This window comes from Streptomyces sp. NPDC012888 (genome assembly GCF_042900645.1).
Taxonomy (GTDB): domain Bacteria; phylum Actinomycetota; class Actinomycetes; order Streptomycetales; family Streptomycetaceae; genus Streptomyces.
This window is the reverse complement of sequence record NZ_JBIBBM010000003.1, coordinates 319,647-339,483: the sequence shown is the minus strand read 5'-3', so window position 1 is coordinate 339,483 and position 19,837 is coordinate 319,647. Positions and strand designations below refer to the sequence as shown.

At 72.5% G+C, this 19,837-nt stretch carries 14 protein-coding genes and 2 pseudogenes; 9 read left to right on the top strand and 7 right to left on the bottom strand.

Going from position 1 to position 19,837, the window contains the following annotated elements; translation table 11 throughout:
• Nucleotides 1–62 precede the first annotated feature (62 nt).
• Entirely contained in the window at nt 63–1,193 is a 1,131-nt protein-coding gene (locus tag ACFY61_RS06380; RefSeq protein ID WP_389467682.1) for a PP2C family protein-serine/threonine phosphatase, read from the bottom strand.
• 122 nt (nt 1,194–1,315) lie between these two features.
• Here ACFY61_RS06380 and ACFY61_RS06375 point away from each other — a divergent pair, with 122 nt between their 5' ends.
• Entirely contained in the window at nt 1,316–2,548 is a 1,233-nt protein-coding gene (locus ACFY61_RS06375) for a GNAT family N-acetyltransferase (RefSeq protein WP_389467679.1), read from the top strand.
• A gap of 36 nt (nt 2,549–2,584) precedes the next feature.
• Here the strand turns inward: ACFY61_RS06375 and ACFY61_RS06370 are convergent, their stop codons facing one another.
• Both ACFY61_RS06370 and ACFY61_RS06365 read right to left on the bottom strand, forming a co-directional pair.
• A complete protein-coding gene (locus tag ACFY61_RS06370) occupies nt 2,585–3,400 on the bottom strand; it encodes an Fpg/Nei family DNA glycosylase (protein WP_389467677.1) in 816 nt (271 codons plus the stop codon).
• Between the two features lie 37 nt (nt 3,401–3,437).
• Complete coding sequence (locus tag ACFY61_RS06365; RefSeq protein ID WP_389467674.1) at nt 3,438–3,926, bottom strand: ribose-5-phosphate isomerase; 489 nt, start codon at nt 3,924–3,926, stop codon at nt 3,438–3,440.
• Nucleotides 3,927–4,156: 230 nt separating this feature from the next.
• On the opposite strand from ACFY61_RS06365, the gene ACFY61_RS06360 reads away from it, so the two are divergent.
• A complete protein-coding gene (locus ACFY61_RS06360; protein WP_389467671.1) occupies nt 4,157–5,590 on the top strand; it encodes an amino acid permease in 1,434 nt (477 codons plus the stop codon).
• Nucleotides 5,591–5,755: 165 nt separating this feature from the next.
• Here ACFY61_RS06360 and ACFY61_RS06355 read toward each other — a convergent pair whose 3' ends face one another.
• Entirely contained in the window at nt 5,756–6,340 is a 585-nt protein-coding gene (locus ACFY61_RS06355) for a biotin transporter BioY (protein WP_389467669.1), read from the bottom strand.
• A 234-nt stretch (nt 6,341–6,574) separates the two neighbouring features.
• Here ACFY61_RS06355 and ACFY61_RS06350 point away from each other — a divergent pair, with 234 nt between their 5' ends.
• The 3 genes and pseudogenes from ACFY61_RS06350 (at nt 6,575) to ACFY61_RS06340 (ending at nt 9,300) form a co-directional block, all read left to right on the top strand.
• Nucleotides 6,575–7,963 carry an amino acid permease gene (locus ACFY61_RS06350; protein WP_389467668.1) on the top strand — a complete coding sequence of 463 codons (1,389 nt, stop codon included), beginning with the start codon at nt 6,575–6,577 and terminating at the stop codon, nt 7,961–7,963.
• Nucleotides 7,964–8,222: 259 nt separating this feature from the next.
• Nucleotides 8,223–8,474 (top strand): annotated as a pseudogene (locus ACFY61_RS06345) (amino acid transporter); the annotation flags it as partial.
• A gap of 169 nt (nt 8,475–8,643) precedes the next feature.
• Nucleotides 8,644–9,300, top strand: coding sequence for a superoxide dismutase (locus tag ACFY61_RS06340; RefSeq protein WP_389467665.1), 657 nt, complete (start codon nt 8,644–8,646; stop codon nt 9,298–9,300).
• Between the two features lie 180 nt (nt 9,301–9,480).
• Here the strand turns inward: ACFY61_RS06340 and ACFY61_RS06335 are convergent, their stop codons facing one another.
• Nucleotides 9,481–10,143 carry a DsbA family protein gene (locus ACFY61_RS06335; protein WP_389467663.1) on the bottom strand — a complete coding sequence of 221 codons (663 nt, stop codon included), beginning with the start codon at nt 10,141–10,143 and terminating at the stop codon, nt 9,481–9,483.
• 100 nt (nt 10,144–10,243) lie between these two features.
• Between ACFY61_RS06335 and pepN the strand changes: the two genes are divergently transcribed.
• Nucleotides 10,244–12,808, top strand: coding sequence for an aminopeptidase N (gene pepN / locus ACFY61_RS06330; RefSeq protein WP_389467660.1), 2,565 nt, complete (start codon nt 10,244–10,246; stop codon nt 12,806–12,808).
• A 375-nt stretch (nt 12,809–13,183) separates the two neighbouring features.
• The gene (locus ACFY61_RS06325) at nt 13,184–14,155 is read left to right on the top strand and encodes a hypothetical protein (RefSeq protein ID WP_389467658.1); all 972 of its coding nucleotides are present in this window, start codon (nt 13,184–13,186) and stop codon (nt 14,153–14,155) included.
• Here the strand turns inward: ACFY61_RS06325 and ACFY61_RS06320 are convergent.
• Nucleotides 14,131–15,036 carry a pyridoxamine 5'-phosphate oxidase family protein gene (locus ACFY61_RS06320; protein ID WP_389467655.1) on the bottom strand — a complete coding sequence of 302 codons (906 nt, stop codon included), beginning with the start codon at nt 15,034–15,036 and terminating at the stop codon, nt 14,131–14,133. The genes ACFY61_RS06325 and ACFY61_RS06320 overlap by 25 nt on opposite strands.
• Before the next feature lie 22 nt (nt 15,037–15,058).
• Nucleotides 15,059–15,514: pseudogene (locus ACFY61_RS06315) on the bottom strand (VOC family protein); the annotation flags it as partial.
• Nucleotides 15,515–15,640: 126 nt separating this feature from the next.
• Here ACFY61_RS06315 and ACFY61_RS06310 point away from each other — a divergent pair.
• Nucleotides 15,641–16,210: a CGNR zinc finger domain-containing protein gene (locus ACFY61_RS06310; protein WP_389467654.1), complete on the top strand. Its 570-nt coding sequence runs from the start codon at nt 15,641–15,643 to the stop codon at nt 16,208–16,210.
• Nucleotides 16,211–16,482: 272 nt separating this feature from the next.
• Entirely contained in the window at nt 16,483–19,809 is a 3,327-nt protein-coding gene (locus tag ACFY61_RS06305) for a S8 family serine peptidase (RefSeq protein ID WP_389467652.1), read from the top strand.
• Nucleotides 19,810–19,837 lie beyond the last annotated feature (28 nt).

Sequence of the window (19,837 nt, the reverse complement as noted above, 5' to 3'; positions counted from 1 at the left end):
TAGGCGTCCGGGGCGGTGGCGCGGCCCGGCCAATCGAACGGAAGTGGCCGGTGGCCTCGGGGTCAGGCGGAACGGCGGATGAGGAGGAGGGCGCGGTCGTCGTTGACGTCCTTGGCGACCTTCTCGATGAGGTGCCAGGCCGCGCCGTCCCAGCCGGCGGCTACGTAGCGGTCGGCCTCGCCGGTGAGCCGGTCGATGCCCTCGCCGATCTCCCGGTCGGAGGTCTCGACCAGGCCGTCGGTGAACAGCATGAGGACGTCGCCGGGCCGCAGGCTGCCGCGGGTGGGCTCGAACTCGGCGCCGTCGTAGACGCCGAGCAGCGGGCCGGAGCCGGCCTTCTCCTCCCAGCGGCCGGTGCCGGCGGACAGCTGGAGGGCGGGGAGGTGGCCGGCGGAGAGGAGTTCGTAGTCGCCGGTGTGCAGGTCGAGGACGAGGTGGACGGAGGTGGCGAAGCCCTCGTCCCAGTCCTGGCGGAGCAGGTAGCCGTTGGCGGCGGGCAGGAAGCCCTCCGGGGGCAGGGAGCCGAGGAGGCCGCCGAAGGCGCCGGAGAGGAGCAGGGCGCGGGATCCGGCGTCCATGCCCTTGCCGGAGACGTCGGTGAGCACGACTTCCAGGGTGCGGCCGCCGGGGCCGGTGCGGGCGGCGACGACGAAGTCGCCGGAGAAGGACTGGCCGCCGGCCGGGCGGAGGGCCATCTCGCGGTGCCAGCCGCGCGGCAGGGCGGGCAGTTTGCTCTGGACCCGGATGCGTTCGCGGAGGTCGAAGAGCATGGTGCCGCCGCGCCGCCAGGGCACGCCGACCCGGCTGCGGAACTGGGCGATGACCAGTCCGAAGAACCCGCAGGCGGCGACGACGAGCACGGTGCCGGGGGTGACCCGGGCGGGGCCCTGGGTGTACGGGCCGAGGACGAGGGCCTCGACGATCAGGGCGGATGCGGAGGCGGCGTACAGGGCGAGCAGGCTGGCGGGGCGCAGCAGCAGGCCGCCGGCGACGATGGGCAGGACGAGGGCGGCGGGCGAGAACCAGACCGGGAGCATCAGGGTGCCGAAGGTCATGGCGGGGACGGTCAGGAGGAGTCCGGCGAAGGCGAGCCAGTCGGAGGCGTCGCCGCGGAAGTAGTCCACGGCGGATTTGCGCAGGGCGGTGCGGGCCCGGTGCGAACTCTTCCGCATCCGGGCCGCGAGGGTCTCCATCCGAGCTCCGGCCATTGTTCCGGGACCCTATCCATCCTCCCTGTGCGCGCGCAGGGGTACCCCCTGACCGGGCGCCGGAAATCCGGTCGACCGGATGGGACCGCCCTGATAGGGATGGGCCCATGACGCTGGAGATGCGGGTTTTGCGACCTGATGAGTGGGATGTCTGGTACGAGCAACTCGAGCTCGCGTTCGGCGGGGTGGCGGAGTCCGCCGAGGAGCGGACGCTGTACCGGTCGCTGACCGAGCCCGAGCGCTCGCTGGGGGTCTGGGACGGCGAGGAGTGCGTCGGTTCGGCCGGCGCCTTCTCCTTCCGGGTGTCCGTGCCGGGCGGCGCCCTGGTGCCGGCGGCGGGGGTGACCATGGTGGGCGTCGCCCCCACGCACCGCCGCCGGGGCGTGCTGACCTCGCTGATGCGGCGCCAGCTGGACGACGTCCGGGCGGCGGGTGAGCCGCTCGCCGTGCTGACGGCTTCGGAGCCGGCGATCTACGGGCGGTTCGGCTACGGCATCGCCTGCCACGCCCTGCGGGTGGACGTCGACACCTCCCGGGTCGGCCTGCGGGTGCCGCCGGGCGCGGACGGGGTGCGGTTGCGGCTGGTCGACCCGGAGCGGGCGCTGGCCGCCTGCGAGAAGGTGTACGCCGAGCTGGTGCCGGCCCGGCCGGGGATGATCGCCCGGCAGCCGGGCTGGGAGCGGCTGGCGCTGCTGGACCCGGCCCAGGGCCGCGGCGGGGCCTCGCCGCTGAAGTGCGTGCTCGCGGAGGGGCCGGACGGGGAGCCGCGGGGTTACGTCCGCTACCGGTTCCGGCCCGAGTGGGACACCACGGGGTCGGACGGTGTGGTGGAGGTGCAGGACCTGGACGCGCTGGACCCCGCGGCGTACGGCGCGCTGTGGCGTTACGTCTTCGAGCTCGACCTGGCGCGGCACGTACGTGCGTACCGGCGGCCGGTGGACGACGCGCTGCTGCACCTGGTGACCGACGCCCGGCGGACGCGGCCGCAGACCCGGGACACGATGCACGTGCGGCTGGTGGACCTGCCGGCGGCGCTGACCGCGCGGGCGTACGGCTCGCCGGTGGACGTGGTGTTCGAGGTGGCGGACGCGTTCTGCCCCTGGAACGCGGGGCGTTGGCGGCTCACCGGCGGTGCGGCGGGCGCGGTGTGCGTCCGTACGGAGGACCCGGCGGAGCTGGAGCTGTCGGTGAAGGAGCTGGGCGCGGCCTATCCGGGGGGCGTCACGCTGACCTCGCTGGCGGCCGCGGGCCTGGTCACGGAGGTCCGGCCGGGCGCGCTGGCGGCGGCCTCCCGGGCCTTCGCGGGCGACGTGGCCCCGTGGCTGCCGCACGGCTTCTAGGCCGGGGCCGGGCGGGGCGCGCGAGCGGGGTCCCGTTCAGGAGGGCTGGCAGCCGGGGCACCAGAACAGGTTGCGGGCGGCGAGGTCCGCGGTGCGGATCGCGCTGCCGCAGACGTGGCACGGCAGGTTCGCGCGGCGGTAGACGTACACCTCGCCGCCGTGGTCGTCCACGCGGGGCGGCCGGCCCATGACCTCGGGCATGTGCTCGGGCCGGACGGTGTCGATCCGGTTGTTGCGGACGCCCTCGCGCATGAGCTCCGCCAGGTCGGTCCACATGGCGTCCCACTCGGCGCGGGTCAGGTCGCGGCCGAGCCGGTAGGGGTCGACGTGGTGCCGGAAGAGGACCTCGGCGCGGTAGACGTTGCCGACGCCGGCGACCACCTTCTGGTCCATGAGCAGGGCGGCGATGGTGGTGCGGCTGCGCGAGATCCGGGCCCAGGCCCGGTCGGGGTCGTCGCCGGCGCGCAGCGGGTCCGGGCCGAGCCGCCCGTGTATCAGCTTCTTCTCGGCGCCGGTGACCAGTTCGCAGGCGGTGGGGCCGCGCAGGTCGGCGTAGTGGCCTTCGTTGGCCAGCCGGAGCCGGACGGTGTCCGTGGCGGGCGGCGCGGGGGCGGGGCCGAACCCGTACTTCCCGAAGAGGCCGAGGTGGATGTGGATCCAGTCCTCGCCGGGGGTGTCGAAGCCGAGGAAGAGGTGCTTGCCGTGCGCCTCGGCTCCGGCGAGGTCGCGGCCGTCGAGCAGTGCCGCGCTCTCGGCGAACCGGCCCTGGGGGCTGCTCACCCGTACCGCGCGGGCGGCGAACCGCTCGGTGTGGTCCTGGGCGAGGCGGTGGATCGTATGCCCCTCGGGCACGGCACTGCTCCTGTACGTACGGGTCCGGGCGGCGGGGTCAGCCCTGCTGCGGGTGGTGCGCCGGGATCGGGGGCAGCTCGCCGGTGGTCTCGTAGGCGGAGAGCATGTCGATGCGGCGGGTGTGGCGCTCCTCGCCGGAGTAAGGGGTCGCCAGGAAGGCCTCGACGAAGGAGGTGGCGTCCTCGGTGCTGTGCATCCGGCCGCCGACGGAGATCACGTTGGCGTTGTTGTGCTCGCGGCCGAGCTTGGCGGTCTCCACGCTCCAGGCGAGGACGGCGCGGACGCCCTTGACCTTGTTGGCGGCGATCTGCTCGCCGTTGCCGGAGCCGCCGATCACGATGCCGAGGCCGTCCGGGTCGGCCGCGGTCTTCTCCGCGGCGCGCAGGCAGAACGGCGGGTAGTCGTCCACCGCGTCGTAGATGTGGGGCCCGCAGTCGACGGGCTCGTGGCCGTTGTTCTTGAGCCAGTCCACGAGGTGGTTCTTGAGCTCAAAGCCGGCATGGTCGGATCCGAGGTACACGCGCATGCCACGAGTGTGGCACGTGGGGTGCCGCGTACCCGTGAGGGGGTGTCGCGTAAGTCACGTCGGAAGCTCAAGTAATCCCAAAGTGTGCAGTTCAGGGCGGGATGCGGCTTCCGGGACCAAGGTCCCGGACGTTCGCCCCACGGCAACGATCCGGATTCGGGTCTTCCGCCCTCCGTTCATTCCGGGTTTGAATGCCGGAGCTCGAAACCCGAGAACCTAAGGATTCGTCCATGAGCTCCACGACGACCCTTCAGAAGGCAGGCGGCCCCACCGGTGACCCCGGTGCTCCCCAGTCTTCCGACGGTCTGAAGGCCGGTCTCAAGAACCGCCACCTGTCCATGATCGCCATCGGCGGTGTCATCGGGGCGGGACTCTTCGTCGGCTCCGGTGGCGGCATCGCCAAGGCCGGCCCCGCCATCCTGATCTCGTACGCCCTCGTCGGCGCGATGGTCGTCTTCGTGATGCGGATGCTGGGCGAGATGGCCGCCGCCAGCCCCAACTCCGGATCCTTCTCGGCCTACGCCGACCGGGCGCTGGGCCGCTGGGCCGGCTTCTCCATCGGCTGGCTGTACTGGTTCTTCTGGGTCGTCGTGCTGGCCGTGGAGGCCACCGCCGGTGCGGTCATCCTGGAGGGCTGGGTCCCGGCCGTCCCGCAGTGGGCCTGGGCCCTGATCGTGATGGCCGTCCTGACCGTCACCAACCTCGGCTCGGTCGCCTCGTACGGCGAGTTCGAGTTCTGGTTCGCCGGCATCAAGGTCGTCGCCATCGGCGCGTTCGTCGTGATCGGCATGCTGGCCGTGTTCGGCGTGCTGCCGGGCTCCGACAACCCGGGCGCGGGCTTCGCGCACCTGACCGACACCGGCGGCTTCTTCCCGAACGGCTACGGCGCGGTCCTCACCGGTGTCCTGATGGTCGTCTTCTCCTTCATGGGCAGCGAGATCGTCACCCTGGCGGCCGGCGAGTCCGAGAACCCGCGCAAGGCGGTCACCCAGGCCACCAACTCCGTCATCTGGCGGATCGGCGTCTTCTACCTCGGCTCGATCTTCGTGGTGCTGACCCTGCTGCCGTGGAACGACAAGTCGATCACCGAGAAGGGCTCGTACGTCGCCGCCCTGGACTCGATCGGCATCCCGCACTCCGGCACGATCATGGAGGTCATCGTCCTGACCGCCGTGCTGTCCTGCCTGAACTCCGGCCTCTACACCGCCTCCCGCATGGCCTTCTCGCTCGGCGAGCGCGGTGACGCCCCGAAGGCGTTCGCCAAGGTCAACGCCAGGGGCGTGCCGGTCGCGGCCATCCTGGGCTCCACGGTCTTCGGCTTCGTCGCGGTCGTCTTCAACTACACCAACCCGGAGACGGTCTTCAGCTTCCTGCTGAACTCCTCCGGCGCCATCGCCCTCTTCGTGTGGCTGGTGATCTGCTTCACCCAGCTGAAGATGCGCGGGATCCTGCTCCGCGAGGCCCCGGAGAAGCTGACCGTCAAGATGTGGCTGTTCCCGTGGCTGACCTGGGCGACCGCCGCCCTGATCATGTTCGTGATCGGCTACATGTTCGTGGACGACGCCAACCGCGAGGTGGTCAGCCTGTCCACCCTGGTGGCCGGCCTGGTCGTGCTCGTCGGCGTGGTCCTCGACGCCCGCCGCAAGCGCGCGCTCCGGGGCTGACCCCGCCGCCGCGCCACGCGCGTACGAACGCCGGAGCCCGGCCCGCCTGTGACGGCGGGCCGGGCTCCGGCGCGTACGGGGACGGTCTGCCGCGGCGGTCGGCCGGGGCGGCCGGGCGGTCAGCCGCGCGGCGGGGCGGCCGGGCGTGGCGGCCGGGGCGGGCGGTCAGCCGCGGCGGCCGGCCAGCTTCCAGGCGGCCGGCAGGGCGCCCATCGCGAGGGCGGCCTTGACGGCGTCGCCGATCAGGAACGGGGTGAGGCCGGCGGCCACGGCCGCGCCGAGGGACATGCCGGTGGCGGCCATCAGGTACGGGACGCCGACGGCGTAGATGACCGCCGATCCGACGACCATGGTGCCGGCGGTACGGAGCACCGAACGGTCGGCGCCGCGCCGGGCGAGGGCGCCGACGACGGTCGCCGCCAGCAGCATGCCGAGCACGTAGCCGAACGAGGCGCCGAACGCGCCGGAGGTGCCGCCGGCGAACCACGGCACCCCGGCGGCACCGGCCGCCGCGTACAGGGCCAGCGCCAGGAAGCCGAGGCGGGCGCCGAAGGCCGTGCCCACCAGCAGGGCGGCGAAGGTCTGGCCGGTCACCGGGACCGGTGAGCCCGGGACCGGCACGGAGATCTGCGCGGCCAGGCCGGTCAGCGCGGTACCGCCGGCCACCAGGGCGATGTCGCGGACGCGGCTCGCGGGCAGGAGGTCGGCCAGGACCAGACCGGGACGGGTGACGACGGAAGCAGTGCTCATGAGGGGCTCCGCGGTGGGATCGGGACGGTTGGGGACAGGGTGACGCTACGCGCGGCGGCCGCCCGGTCACAGCGCGTCCCGGGACAAAGCCGTGGCGGCGGGCTTCGTGGGGAATGCACAAAGAGCTTCCCTCGCGGCGGCGCCGTGACGCCCGGAGTGATGCGAATCACGCAGGGCTTTGGTTGTGGCGCGTCCTTTTTGCGTGGCCGAGCGGGACTCGGGGACACTGTCGGGATGTCACAAGCACCACTGCCGGAACTCACCGAGGAACCCCTCGGCCACGGCCTCAAGCAGCGCCACCTGACCATGCTCGGTCTCGGCGGCGTCATCGGCGCCGGACTCTTCGTGGGGTCCGGGGCGGGCATCGCCCTCGCCGGCCCCGGCATCGTCCTCTCCTATCTCTTCGCGGGCGCGCTCGCGATGCTGGTGATGCGGATGCTCGGCGAGATGTCCGCCGCGCTGCCCGCGTCCGGGTCCTTCTCGGTGCACGCGGAGCGGGCGCTGGGGCGTTGGGCCGGGTTCTCGGTGGGCTGGCTGTACTGGTTCCTGCTGGTGGTCGTGCTCGCGGTGGAGGCGACGGGCGCGGCGACCATCGCGAACGGCTGGGTGCCGGGGGTTCCGCAGTGGGCCTGGGTGCTGATCTTCATGGTGGTCTTCACCGCGACGAACCTGGCCGCGGTGCGGAACTTCGGCGAGTTCGAGTTCTGGTTCGCCGCGCTCAAGGTGGGCGCGATCGTGCTGTTCCTCGTCCTGTCGACGCTGGCCGTCTTCGGCCTGCTGCCGGACACCGACCCGGTGGGCCTGACGAACCTGACCGGTCAGGGCGGCTTCCTGCCCAACGGCTGGGCGGGGGTCATCTCCGGCGTGCTGGCGGTGGTCTTCGCCTTCGGCGGCCTGGAGGTCGTCACCATCGCCGCGGCCGAGTCCGACGACCCGGCGCGGTCGGTGTCGCGGGCGGTGCGCAGCGCGGTCTGGCGGATCCTGCTCTTCTACATCGGCTCGATGCTGGTGATCGTCACGCTGCTGCCGTGGACGGCGATGGAGCCGGGCGTGAGCCCGTACGTGGCGGTGCTCGACTCGATCGGGATCCCGGCGGCCGGGCAGATCATGAACATCGTGGTGTTCGTGGCGCTGCTGTCGGCGCTCAACGCGAACCTGTACGGGTCCTCGCGGATGGTGTTCTCGCTGGCCGAGCGGGGCGAGGCGCCGAAGGCGCTGCTGGCGGTGTCCGAGGGCGGGGTGCCGCGGCGCGCGGTGTTCGCCTCGGTCGCGTTCGGGTTCGGGTCGGTGGTGCTGAACCTGCTGTGGCCCGACACGGTGTTCCTTTACATGCTGAACGCGGTGGGCGCGGTGCTGCTGTTCGTGTGGGCGCTGATCGCGGTGTCGCAGCTGAAGCTGCGGCGGCGGATCGAGCGGGACATGCCGGAGCGGCTGATCCTGCGGATGTGGGCGTTCCCGTACCTGACGTGGGCGGCGCTGGCGGGGATGGCGGCGGTGCTGGTGCTGATGCTGTTCGACGACGGGGCGCGGCCGCAGCTGCTGTGGTCCGGCGGGGCGGCACTGGTCGTCCTGGCCGTGGCCGCCCTCCGCGAACGCCGCGCCCCGACGACCCACCGCCCCTGACCGGGGCGGGGCGCGGCCCAGCCCTGCGCGGCCCCGGCGGGCGCGGCCCGTGCTGCGCGGGTCCCGGCGGGCGCGGCCCGGCAAACCCGGTGCCGGACGGGGAAATCCAGCCTCGCCGGCGATTGAGGCGTGGGGGTCCCCCCGGACGGAGTCTGGGGGAGGGTGTGGGGCAGCGCCCCACGTGTTCGGCCGAAGCCCGGTCGGGCCCGCTCAAACGCCGCTCGGGCTTGAAAGCCCGCACCCCGGCTGCGGCCGCTCGTGGGGGTTCATCGCGGTGTCGCAGTCCGTGCTGCGCCGCCGGACCGAGCGGGAGGCGCCCGAGCGGCTGGTCGTCCGGATGTGGCGTTTCCCGTACCTGACCTGGGTGGCCCTGGCGGGCGTCGTGGGCGTGCTGGTGCTGATGGCGTGGGACGCCGACACCCGGGTGCAGGTGGTCTTCACGGGCGGGCTGACCGCCGCGCTGGCCCTCGCCGGGTACGCGGTGCAGCGGCGGCCGGCGGCCGCCGAGTAGGCCCGGCTCCCCGACTCCGACCCCCGGTGGGCCCGTGCGTCCGCACGGGCCCACCGGCGTCCCGGGGGTAGGTAACCCTTACGTGTGACACGGAATAGATACTGCTAGCGTGCAGTTGCGCATTGATTGCAATAAGCAGTTGGCACGCTGAGGGGACCGGATCACACGCATGGCCATCTACACGCTTCCCGAGCTTCCGTACGAGTACTCGGCTCTCGAGCCGGTGATCAACCCGCAGATCATCGAGCTGCACCACGACAAGCACCACGCGGCCTACGTCACGGGCGCCAACAACACCCTGGAGCAGCTGGAGGAGGCGCGCGAGAAGGAGAACTGGGGCGCCCTGAACGGCCTGGAGAAGAACCTCGCGTTCCACCTCTCCGGCCACATCCTGCACAGCATCTACTGGCACAACATGGCCAGCCCGAAGACCGGCGAGGGCGGCGGCGAGCCGACCGCCGCCGACGGCGTGGGCGAGCTGGCGGACGCGATCACCGAGTCCTTCGGTTCGTTCGCCAAGTTCAAGAAGCAGCTGACCTTCGCCTCCTCCGCCACCCAGGGCTCCGGCTGGGGCGTGCTCGCGTACGAGCCGGTCAGCGGCCGTCTGGTCGTCGAGCAGGTCTACGACCACCAGGGCAACGTGGGCGTCGCCAGCACCCCGATCCTGGTCTTCGACGCCTGGGAGCACGCCTTCTACCTGCAGTACAAGAACCAGAAGGTGGACTTCATCGAGGCGATGTGGAACGTCGTCAACTGGCAGGACGTGGCGAAGCGCTACGCCGACGCCAAGGCGAACACCCCGCTGCTGATCCCCGTCAAGGGCTGATCGGCACCCCCGAGCCTCCCCCGGCACCGCCGGGAGATGCCCCCAGCCTCGTGATCGTCTTCTCAACCTTCACCGGCTGGTGTGTAACGGAAGGCCCCCGCGAGGACGTGACTCGCGGGGGCCTTCCGCCGTGCGTACGCCTGCCGCCGCCGTCGCCACGGGCGCCGGCGGCCGTGCCGGTCAGTCGAACTGCGGCTCCGCGGTACGGGTCCGCTTGATCTCGAAGAAGCCCGGGGTGGAGGCCACCAGCAGGGTGCCGTCCCACAGCCGGGCGGCGGCCTCGCCGCGCGGGGTGGGCGTGACGACGGGCCCGAAGAAGGCGACCTCGCCGTCGGCGCCGGGCACGGAGATGACCGGGGTGCCGACCTCCTGGCCGACGCGCCGGATGCCGTCGTTGTGGGAGGCGCGCAGCAGGTGGTCGTACTCGTCGGAGTCGGCGAAGTCGATCAGCTCGGCCGGCAGGCCCGCGTCGGCCAGGGCACCGGCGATGGCCTCGCGGGTCGGGCCCTCGCCCTTGTTGTGGAAGCGGGTGCCGAGCGCGGTGTACAGCTTGCCCACGGCCTCGTCGCCGTGCTTCTGCTGGGCCGCCGTCACCACGCGCACCGGGGCGAAGCCCTTGGGGCCGAGCAGCTCCCGGTAGACCTCGGGCAGCTCCTCCAGGCGGTCCTCGTTCAGGACGGCCAGGCTCATCACGTGCCAGCGGACCTCGACGTCGCGGACCTTCTCCACCTCCAGCATCCACCGGGAGGTCATCCAGGCCCAGGGGCAGAGCGGGTCGAACCAGAAGTCGACGGGGGTCTTCGCACGCGCCTCGGTGTCGGGCATGTCACTCCTCTTGCTCATGGGGCCGGTGGTGTTCCACCTGGCCAACCGGCCGGAAGTACGTGGCATTCCCGTGGGAGGATTCGATCCGAAGAAGGCGAGATCGCACGAAGGAGTGCCTGTGCCCGGTGAGAACCTGACCCGCGACGAGGCCCGCGAGCGGGCCGAGCTGCTGTCCGTCGACGGGTACGAGGTGGTCCTCGACCTGAGGTCCGCGGTGGACGAGGCCGAGCCGGCCGACGGCCCGCGCACCTTCCGTTCGGTGACCACCATCCGCTTCCGGGCGGCCGCGCCGGGCGTCTCCACCTTCGCCGACCTGCTCGCCCCCTCGGTGAACGCGGTCACCCTCAACGGGCGGGAGCTCGACCCGGCGGCCGTCTTCGACGGGACCCGGATCGCCCTGGAGGGCCTGGAATCCCGGAACGTCCTGGTGGTGGACGCGAACTGCGCGTACAGCAGGACCGGTGAGGGCATGCACCGCTTCGTCGACCCCGAGGACGGCGAGGTCTACCTCTACACCCAGTACGAGCCCGCCGACGCGCGCCGGGTGTACGCCAACTTCGAGCAGCCCGACCTGAAGGCGCCCTACCGGTTCACCGTGACCGCGCCCGAGGGCTGGCAGGTGTGGAGCAACGGCGCGGAGGAGTCGCGGGAGGGCGGGGTCTGGCGGTTCGCGGAGACCGCGCCCATCTCGACGTACATCACGTGCGTGGTGGCCGGGCCGTACCACTACGTCACCGACACCTACACCCGCGGGGACCTGACCATCCCGCTGGGCGCGATGTGCCGGAAGGGGCTGGCGAAGCACTTCGACGCGGACGACGTCTTCCTCGTCACCAAGCAGGGATTCGACTTCTTCCACGAGAACTTCGACTTCCCCTACCCCTTCGGGAAGTACGACCAGGCCTTCGTCCCCGAGTACAACCTCGGGGCGATGGAGAACCCGGGCATGGTGACCTTCCGCGAGGAGTACATCTTCCGCGGGAAGGTGACGCGGGCGTCCTACGAGCGGCGCTGCAACACGATCCTGCACGAGATGGCGCACATGTGGTTCGGCGACCTGGTCACCATGAAGTGGTGGGACGACCTGTGGCTGAAGGAGTCCTTCGCGGACTTCATGGGCTCCTTCTCGCAGGTCGAGGCCACCCGCTTCGACCAGGCGTGGGTGACCTTCGCCAACAACCGGAAGGCGTGGGCGTACCGGGCCGACCAGCTGCCGTCCACCCACCCGATCACGGCCGACATCCGTGACCTGGAGGACGCCAAGCTGAACTTCGACGGCATCACGTACGCCAAGGGCGCGGCGGTGCTGAAGCAGCTGGTCGCCTACGTCGGGCGGGAGGCCTTCCTGGAGGGCGCGCGCCGCTACTTCAAGGCGAACGCCTACGGCAACACCACGCTGGACGACCTGCTGTCGGTGCTCGGCGAGGTGTCCGGGCGGGACATGGCCGAGTGGTCGCGGGCCTGGCTGCAGACGGCCGGGGTGAACGCGCTGACCCCGGAGGTCGCGTACGACGCGGCCGGGCGGATCGCGGAGCTGGCCGTCGTCCAGGAGGGCGAGGAGCTGCGGCCGCACCGCATCGGAGTCGGCCTGTACCGGCTGGAGACGGACGGCTCGCTGGTCCGGTACGCGCGGGTGGAGGCGGACGTCGCGGGCCCGCGCACGGTCGTCGCCGAGCTCGCCGGGTCCTCGCGGCCGGACCTGGTGCTGGTCAACGACGAGGACCTGACGTACTGCAAGATCCGCTTCGACGAGCAGTCGCTGGCGACGCTGCGGCGGCACCTGGGGTCGGTCCGCGACCCGCTGGCGCGGGCGCTGTGCTGGTCGGCGCTGTGGAACCTCACCCGGGACGGGCTGATGCCGGCCCGCGACTTCCTGTCCCTGGTCCTGGCGTTCGCCGGGCGGGAATCGGACGTGGGCGTGCTCCAGATGCTGCACGCGCAGGCGCTCGGGGCGATCACCCACTACGCGGCGCCGGCGTGGCGGGAGCAGGGCGGGCGGGAGCTGGCCGCGGGCGCGCTGCACGAGCTGCGGCTGGCCGACCCGGGCTCCGAACACCAGCTGACGTGGGCGCGGTTCTTCGCGGCGAGCGCCTCCAGCGAGGGCGACTTCCAGCTGCTGCTGGGGCTTCTCGACGGGACGGCCCGGATCGACGGGCTGGAGGTCGACCAGGAGCTGCGCTGGGACTTCCTGCTGCCGCTGGCCGCGCACGGCGCGGTGGACGAGGCCGTCCTGGCGGCGGAACTCGCCCGTGACGACACGGCGTCGGGCAAGCGGCACCACGTGCGGTGCATGGCGGCGCGGCCGTCGGCGGCGGTGAAGGACCAGGCGTGGGCGGCGGTGGTCGAGTCCGACGCGCTGTCCAACGCGCTGGTGGAGGCGACGATCGCGGGCATGCAGCAGCCTTCGCAGCGGGCGCTGCTGGCGCCGTACGCCGAGCCGTACTTCGCCGTGCTGGAGCGGGTCTGGGCGGACCGGTCGATCCAGATCGGCATGGACGTGGTCCGCGGGCTGTTCCCGTCCCTCCAGGACTCGGAGGCGACGCTGGCGGCGGCGGACGCGTGGCTCGCGGAGCGGGCGGGGGCGGCGCCGGCGCTTCGGCGGCTGGTCCTGGAGTCCCGCGACGACCTGGCCCGCGCCCTCCGCGCCCAGTCCCGCGACGCGGCCGCGGCGACTCCGGCGTAACGCCGGCCCCGGGCCCGCCCCGCCCGGGCGGACCCCGGCGAACCTGCGGGACTCCGCCACCGGCGGGTCCCGCTCAAACGCCGCTCGGGCTTGAAAGCGCCGCCCCACCCAGCCTCGCCGGCGTTTGAGGCGTGGGGGTCCCCCCGGACGGAGTCTGGGGGAGGGTGTGGGGCGGCGCCGCACGTGGCCGGGCGGAGCGCCCGCCGGGCCCGCTCAGGCGCCGCTCGGGCTGGAAGGGCGGCCAGGGCACGGCAGCATCGGCGCGGCGGGGTATCGGTTGTCGAACGGGCGTACTTTAGTGCGGGGTTGTCCCGGTTTGGTCGCGGGCGTGTAACACGGGTTAGCGGGGCCCCGCCCTCCGGGAATCCCAGCGGCATGAACCACAACACCCCCCTCCCCCTCCGGCACCTCGCCGGCACCGGCAGCCGTCCCCGCGTCATGACCCTCGCCCAGCTCCGCGAGCACGGCGTGACCGCGGCCGACGCCGCCGAGCGGCCCTGGCAGCAGATCCTGCCCGGGGTGTTCCTGCTCCACTCCGGCCCCGCGACCAGCGAGGAGCGGCTGCACGCCGTGCTGCTGTACGCGGGCGGCCGCCGTGGCGGGGAGGCCATGATCACCGGGCTGGCGGCACTCGCGCTGTACCGGTTCAGCTCCGCTCCCCCGCTGCTCGCCCTCCAGCACCTCGACGTGCTCGTGCCGGCCACCCGCCGGCTCCGCTCCGCCGGCTGCGCCCGGCTCGTGCGCACCGCGGTGCCGCCGCGCCCCGCCGAGGTGACGGGTCTCCCCGTCGCTCCCGTCGCCCGGGCCGTCGCGGACGCGGTGGCCCAGCTGTCCGACGACGCCGGCACCGCACGCCGGCTGCTCGGCGAGGCGGTGCGCGGCGGCCACTGCGAACCCGCCGCGCTGGTGCGGGAGCTGACGGTGGCGCGGCTGCTGAACCGACCGCACGTCGTGGACGCCGTCGAGTCGCTGCTGGCGGAGGGCCGGGCCCTCGCCGAGGACCGGCTGTACGACATGGTGCGCCGGTTCCAGCTGCCCGAGCCGTGCTGGAACGTGGACCTGCGGATCCCGGGCGGTCCGCACCTCGGCGGGGTGGACGCGTACTGGCCGGACCACGCCGTGGCGGTCGAGCTGGACACCCGTGCCCCGCGGCAGGGCGAGGACGAGCAGTGGGCGGAGTACGCCCGCAAGCGCGAGGCGCTGGAGCGGCTCGGGGTGACGGTCGTGCACGTCACCCCGCGCAAGCTGCGCGACCACGCCGAGCAGCAGGCCGCGGTCGTCCGGACCGCCCTGACGGCGTCCGGCGACCGGGACCCGGCCGCCTACGTGGTGGTGCTGCCCCGGTGAGCGGCCACGGGAGGGTTGGCCGGGGAGTATTCCGGCGGGGTCCACACGATCCGCCCGGCGGGCAGGCTCTCGACCACGGACTCCACGGTGAAGGTGACCGTACGTCCGCCGTCCGCCCCGAACCCGGTCCGTGCCCGCCCGCTGAGCTGGATCACCGCCCCGGTCTCCCAGTCGGGGACGAGGAGTCCGGCGCGCGGGTCGGCCGCGAGGTTGCCGAGCGTGAGGAACATGCCGTTGCCCGGGTAGTCCGGCCAGGCCAGTTCGTGCGGGGACCGCACCCGCACGAAGCCGGGGCCGCCGCCGCGGTGGCTGGCGTCCACCCCGTCCTCGGCGGTGGTGGCGACGAAGAACGTGTCCGCGGCGCGGAGCGCGTCCTGCTGGGCCGGGGTGAGGGAGTCGCCGCGCAGCAGTACGCCGGGTCCTTCCGGCAGCGCCTGGAGCGGATGGCGTTTCTGCAGGTACTTCGGGCAGTTGGCGAATACCTGCTCTGCCTCGACGGCGAAACCGCCGGGGACCGGTTCCAGCGTGCCGTTCAGGCGCATGCGGCGGCGGGTGCGCGGGTCGAGGGCGATCGTGCCGACCGGGGTGCCGGCCCGGCCGAGCGCTCCGGACAGCGGGTCCCCGGCCGCGGGGCCGCCGTTGACCGTGATGCGGCGGGCGCCGTCCGCCCGTACGAAGCCGGGCGCGCCGGTCAGCAGTGACGCCCACAGCCGGCCCCGCGCGTCGGCGGCGCCGACGACGAGGAACGGCTGCAGGGCCAGGAAGGCGGCGGCGACGTCCTTGACGACGGGGCCGATGGAGCGGCCGACGTGGTCGGCGAGCTCGCGGACCCCGACGCGGTCCTGCACGGCCCGGGTGCCCGGGTGGTAGGCGCGGATCATGCCGGGCCTCCCTTCCGATCTCGAAGAAGCCGCAGGTGGGAGCGGCCTCGACGGGTGAGGGCGCGCCTTCGGCGCCGGTGGGGACGGAGATCTCCAGGCGGATCCCGTCGGGGTCGTGGAAGAAGATGCCGCCGGAGGCGGCCCCCTCCCCGTGGGCCACGATCCCGTCGTAGGCGAAGTCGACGCCCAGCCCGCGCAGCCGGGTCTCGTACGCGCGGACCTCGTCGATGTCCGCGGCCGCGAGCGCCAGGTGGTGGAGTCCGGCCGCGGCGGGCGCGAAGCCGCTGGAGGCCTGTTCCCACAGGGTGAGGACGAGCTCGCCGCCCTGGCCGAGGAGGGCGAAGCGCCGGCCTTCCTCCTTGCCCTCGGCGAGGAGTTCGTACCCGAGCGCGTCCCGGTAGAAGCCGGTCGAGCGGGCCAGGTCGGTGACGTTCAGGCCTACGTGGGTGGTGCGCAGCGTGCTGATGGCGGCCGTCATGGCGGTCCCTCTCCCTCAAGGTCCTCAAGGTTTCTAACCTTCTAAATTGAAGTTAGGGGTTAGAAGATCGGATGTCAACCGGTCACGTACGCTTGAGGGGTTAGTTCGACGACCGGAGGCGCCACGATGACCGCGACCGACCCCCGTCCGCTGACCGGGGAACCGGTGGCGGTGGACCTGCTGAACACCCGCTGGATGTCCGAGGGCGAGCCGGTGGACCTCTTCGCCGGGGCGGGCCTCGGCCTGACCCGGGTACAGGGGCTGGAGATCTGGCTGCGCGGCACCGGCCTGCACGCCGAGCGGGGGTTCCGGGCCGACGCCGCGACCCTGGTCCACCTGCTGACCGCCCGCGAGGCGCTGGCCCGGGTGGTGGCCGACCCGGCCGATCCGGGTGCCCTCGCGCTGGTCGACGCCGTACTGGAGCACGGCCGGATCCGCGCCACGCTGACCGCCGCCGGCCCCGGGGAACGGGCCGAGTTCGCCGACCCGGCGTGGGGGCCGGCCTGGACCGCGGCCCGCAACTACCTGGACCTGCTGCGTTCGGGGCCGGACCGGATCCGCAAGTGCGCCTCCGACAGCTGTGTGCTGCACTTCCTGGACGTCTCGCGCAACGGCACCCGGCGCTGGTGCTCGATGGAGCGCTGCGGGAACCGCGCGAAGGCGTCGCGGCACTACGCGCGCACGCGCGAGCGCTGATCGGACGGAAGTTGTCACACCTCGGTCGGGAAGGGGCGACGACCTGACGGGCGACCGAGGCCGGAAAGTCAACAAACCGATTCTTCGACCGCTTGGGTTCGTACCGGCATGTCCCGGTACGGCCCCGCTGGCGCATACCCCGCGCTGGCGAGTGTCCGCCAGGTCCGGTCCGGATCCTTGGCAACCCTCCCCAAACAGCAGTCCCTTGCGCAAAGCTGACCGGTCATCCGGCACCGAAATCCGGACCGTTTCTTTCACATACAGGGATGCTGATGACCCTCGAATCCCCCGGCTCCATACCCGGGGCCAGACGCGTGGCCCGCGTCGCGGCCGCGGCCGGCCTGGTGGCCGCCCTCGCGGCCTCCGGCGCCGTGCCCGCGTTCGCGGCCGGCAGCGCCGATGACCCCGGCACGATCGCACCGCCCGTCAAGTCCGCCGACCAGAAGCTTGGTTCGGCCGACGTCGAGCTGCTCCAGGAGGCCGAGGCCAAGGGCGACAAGACCGTCACCGTGATGGTCGCCACCGCCCCCGGCCAGACCGAGCAGGTGGCCCAGCAGCTCGACGCCGTCCAGGGCGGCTCGGTGGGGCAGACGTACGACAAGCTCGGCTACGTCCGCGCCACGCTGCCGACGGCCAGGGCGGAGGCGGCCCTGAAGGCCGCCGCGAAGCTGTCCTCCGTGCACGGCATCGACCTGCGGCACGAGATCCAGCTCCCGGAGCCCCGTCCGGACGCCGACCGCAAGGCCGGCAAGACCCAGCGCACGGCCGAGGGGACCTACCCGGCGCCGGGCAAGGACACCCCCGCGAAGAACCCGTACAACCCGTCCTTCGAGACCGGCGCGGTGGACTTCGTCAAGAACAACCCGCAGGCCGACGGCCGCGGCGTCACCATCGGCGTCCTGGACTCCGGCGTCGACCTCGGCCACCCGGCGCTCCAGACCACCACCACCGGCGAGCGCAAGATCGTCGACTGGGTCACGGCGACCGACCCGATCACCGACTCCGACGGGACCTGGCGCGCCCAGATCACCCCGGTCACCCCCAGCGGCGGCTCCTTCACCGCGGGCGGGCAGAGCTGGAAGGCCCCGGAGGGCAACTTCCAGTGGAGCCGGTTCAGCGAGTCGATCACCGCCAACGGTGACATGAAGGGCGACGTCAACCGGGACGGCGACACCACCGACCGGTTCGGCATGCTCTACGACCCGGCCGCCGGCACCGTCCGCGTCGACACCGACCAGGATGGCGACTTCACCGACAACGACCCGATGAAGCCGTACAAGGACGGCTACCAGGTCGGGTACTTCGGCACGGACGACCCGGCGACCGAGGTCGCCGAGCGGATCCCGTTCGTGATCGAGATCCGCAAGGACGTCGCGATGGACCCGCTGGGCGGCGACTGGGTCGGCAAGAAGGCCGACTTCGTCAACGTCGGCATCATCGAGTCCGAGCACGGCACCCACGTGGCCGGCATCACGGCCGCCAACAGCCTGTTCGGCGGCAAGATGAACGGTGCCGCCCCCGGCGCCAAGCTGGTCTCCTCGCGCGCCTGCTCCTGGTCCGGCGGCTGCACCAACGTCGCGCTGACCGAGGGCATGATCGACCTCGTCGTCAACCGTGGCGTGGACATCGTCAACATGTCCATCGGCGGCCTGCCGGCCCTGAACGACGGCAACAACGCGCGCGCCGAGCTCTACACCCGCCTGATCGACACCTACGGCGTCCAGCTGGTCATCTCGGCCGGCAACTCCGGCCCGGGCCTCAACACCATCGGCGACCCCTCGCTCGCCGACAAGGTCATCAGCGTCGGCGCCTCGGTCTCCAAGGAGACCTGGGCCGCCAACTACGGCTCCGGCGTGGCCAAGAAGTACGAGATGTTCAACTTCTCCTCGCGCGGCCCGCGCGAGGACGGCGGCATGACGCCGACCCTGGCCGCCCCCGGTGCCTCGATCAACACGATCCAGACCTGGCTGCCGGGCGCCCCGGTCGCCGAGGCCGGCTACCAGCTCCCGGCCGGCTACGGCATGCTCCAGGGCACCTCGATGGCCTCGCCGCAGGCGGCGGGCGCCTCGGCCCTGCTGATCTCGGCCGCCAAGCAGCACGGTGTGGCGCTCACCCCGGCCGCCCTGCGCACCGCGCTGACCAGCACCGCCAAGAAGATCGCGGGCTCCCCCGCGCACGCCCAGGGCGCCGGCCTGATGGACGTGGGCGCCGCCTGGGAGTCGATCCAGCGCGGCCCGAAGTCCAACGACTTCACCGTCAAGGCGCCGGTCGACACCGCGATCGACCAGTTCCTGAAGACCCCGGGCTTCGGCACCGGCCTGTACGACCGCGAGGGCGGCCTGAAGGTCGGCCAGAAGAAGGTCTACGACGTCGTCGTCACCCGCACCACCGGCGTGAAGTACGGCACCCGGCACAACCTGAGCTGGCGCAACGACGACGGCACCTTCAAGGTCCTCGGCGGCTACGACTACGTCACCCTGCCGCTGAACAAGCCCGTCACCATCAAGGTCGAGGCCAGGGCCACGACGGCCGGCGTGCACAGCGGCATCCTCCAGCTCGACGACGAGACCACCGAGGGGATCGACAAGCAGATCCTCACCACCGTGGTCGCGTCCGCGCAGCTCGCCAAGCCCTCGTACTCCGTCGCGCACACCGGCACGGTGCAGCGCAACAGCCACGTCTCGTACTTCGTGACCGTCCCCGAGGGCGCCAAGTCCCTCGAGGTCGCCCTCGGCGGCCTGGCGGCCGGCAGCCAGACCCGGTTCGTCGCGATCCACCCGTACGGCGTGCCGGTGGACCCGACCTCCACGGTCAACTGCTACCCGAACTACGAGAACCCGGCGAACACCTGCCGTCCCGACCTGCGCTCGTACGAGAACCCGCAGCCGGGCGTCTGGGAGATCGAGGTCGAGTCGCGCCGCACCTCGCCGCTGCTCGACAACCCCTACAAGCTGGACGTGTCCGTCCTCGGCGGCACCTTCGACCCCGCGGTCAAGGTCCTCCCCGAGGTCAAGCAGGGCACCCCGGCCCCGGTGACCTGGACCGTGAAGAACGACTTCGCGGGCATCGCCGGCGGCAAGCTGAAGGGCGGCCCGCTCGGCTCCGCGAAGGTCGCCAAGCCCACCATCGCCGCCGGTGAGACGCACACCACCACCGTCACCCTCGGCGAGGGCGTCTCCCGTCTGGACGTGGCCATCGGCAACGTCTCCGACGCGGGCGCCGACCTGGACCTCGACGTCTACAAGGACGGCGTGAAGGTCGGCTCCTCGGCCGACGGCGACTCGGAGGAGTCCGTCAGCCTGGTCAACCCGGGCCCGGGCACCTACACCATCGAGGTGTTCGGCTACGCGATCCCGGCCGGCACCACCACGTACGACTACCGCGACGTGTACTTCTCCTCCGCCCTGGGCTCGGTCCAGGTGGACGAGTCGGCCGCGGTCAACCTCGCCAGCGGCGCCTCGGCGCAGGTCTCGGCGAACGTCCTGGTGAACGCGGCGGCCCCGGAGGGCCGGCAGTTCTTCGGCCAGGTCCAGCTGCTGAACGCCCGCGGTACCGCGGCCGGCACCGGCAGCGTGCAGATCGAGAAGGTCACCCCGTAGCGGTGTGACGCAGTGACGCTCTGACGGA

Coding starts and splice junctions, on each gene's coding strand:
- ACFY61_RS06305 (WP_389467652.1), top strand. CDS start 16,483: ATGACCCTCGAATCCCCCGGCTCCATACCCGGGGCCAGACGCGTGGCC.
- ACFY61_RS06335 (WP_389467663.1), bottom strand. CDS start 10,143: ATGAGCAAGAGGAGTGACATGCCCGACACCGAGGCGCGTGCGAAGACC.
- ACFY61_RS06320 (WP_389467655.1), bottom strand. CDS start 15,036: ATGATCCGCGCCTACCACCCGGGCACCCGGGCCGTGCAGGACCGCGTC.
- ACFY61_RS06360 (WP_389467671.1), top strand. CDS start 4,157: ATGAGCTCCACGACGACCCTTCAGAAGGCAGGCGGCCCCACCGGTGAC.
- ACFY61_RS06375 (WP_389467679.1), top strand. CDS start 1,316: ATGACGCTGGAGATGCGGGTTTTGCGACCTGATGAGTGGGATGTCTGG.
- ACFY61_RS06380 (WP_389467682.1), bottom strand. CDS start 1,193: ATGGAGACCCTCGCGGCCCGGATGCGGAAGAGTTCGCACCGGGCCCGC.
- ACFY61_RS06365 (WP_389467674.1), bottom strand. CDS start 3,926: ATGCGCGTGTACCTCGGATCCGACCATGCCGGCTTTGAGCTCAAGAAC.
- ACFY61_RS06310 (WP_389467654.1), top strand. CDS start 15,641: ATGACCGCGACCGACCCCCGTCCGCTGACCGGGGAACCGGTGGCGGTG.
- ACFY61_RS06350 (WP_389467668.1), top strand. CDS start 6,575: ATGTCACAAGCACCACTGCCGGAACTCACCGAGGAACCCCTCGGCCAC.
- ACFY61_RS06325 (WP_389467658.1), top strand. CDS start 13,184: ATGAACCACAACACCCCCCTCCCCCTCCGGCACCTCGCCGGCACCGGC.
- ACFY61_RS06340 (WP_389467665.1), top strand. CDS start 8,644: ATGGCCATCTACACGCTTCCCGAGCTTCCGTACGAGTACTCGGCTCTC.
- ACFY61_RS06355 (WP_389467669.1), bottom strand. CDS start 6,340: ATGAGCACTGCTTCCGTCGTCACCCGTCCCGGTCTGGTCCTGGCCGAC.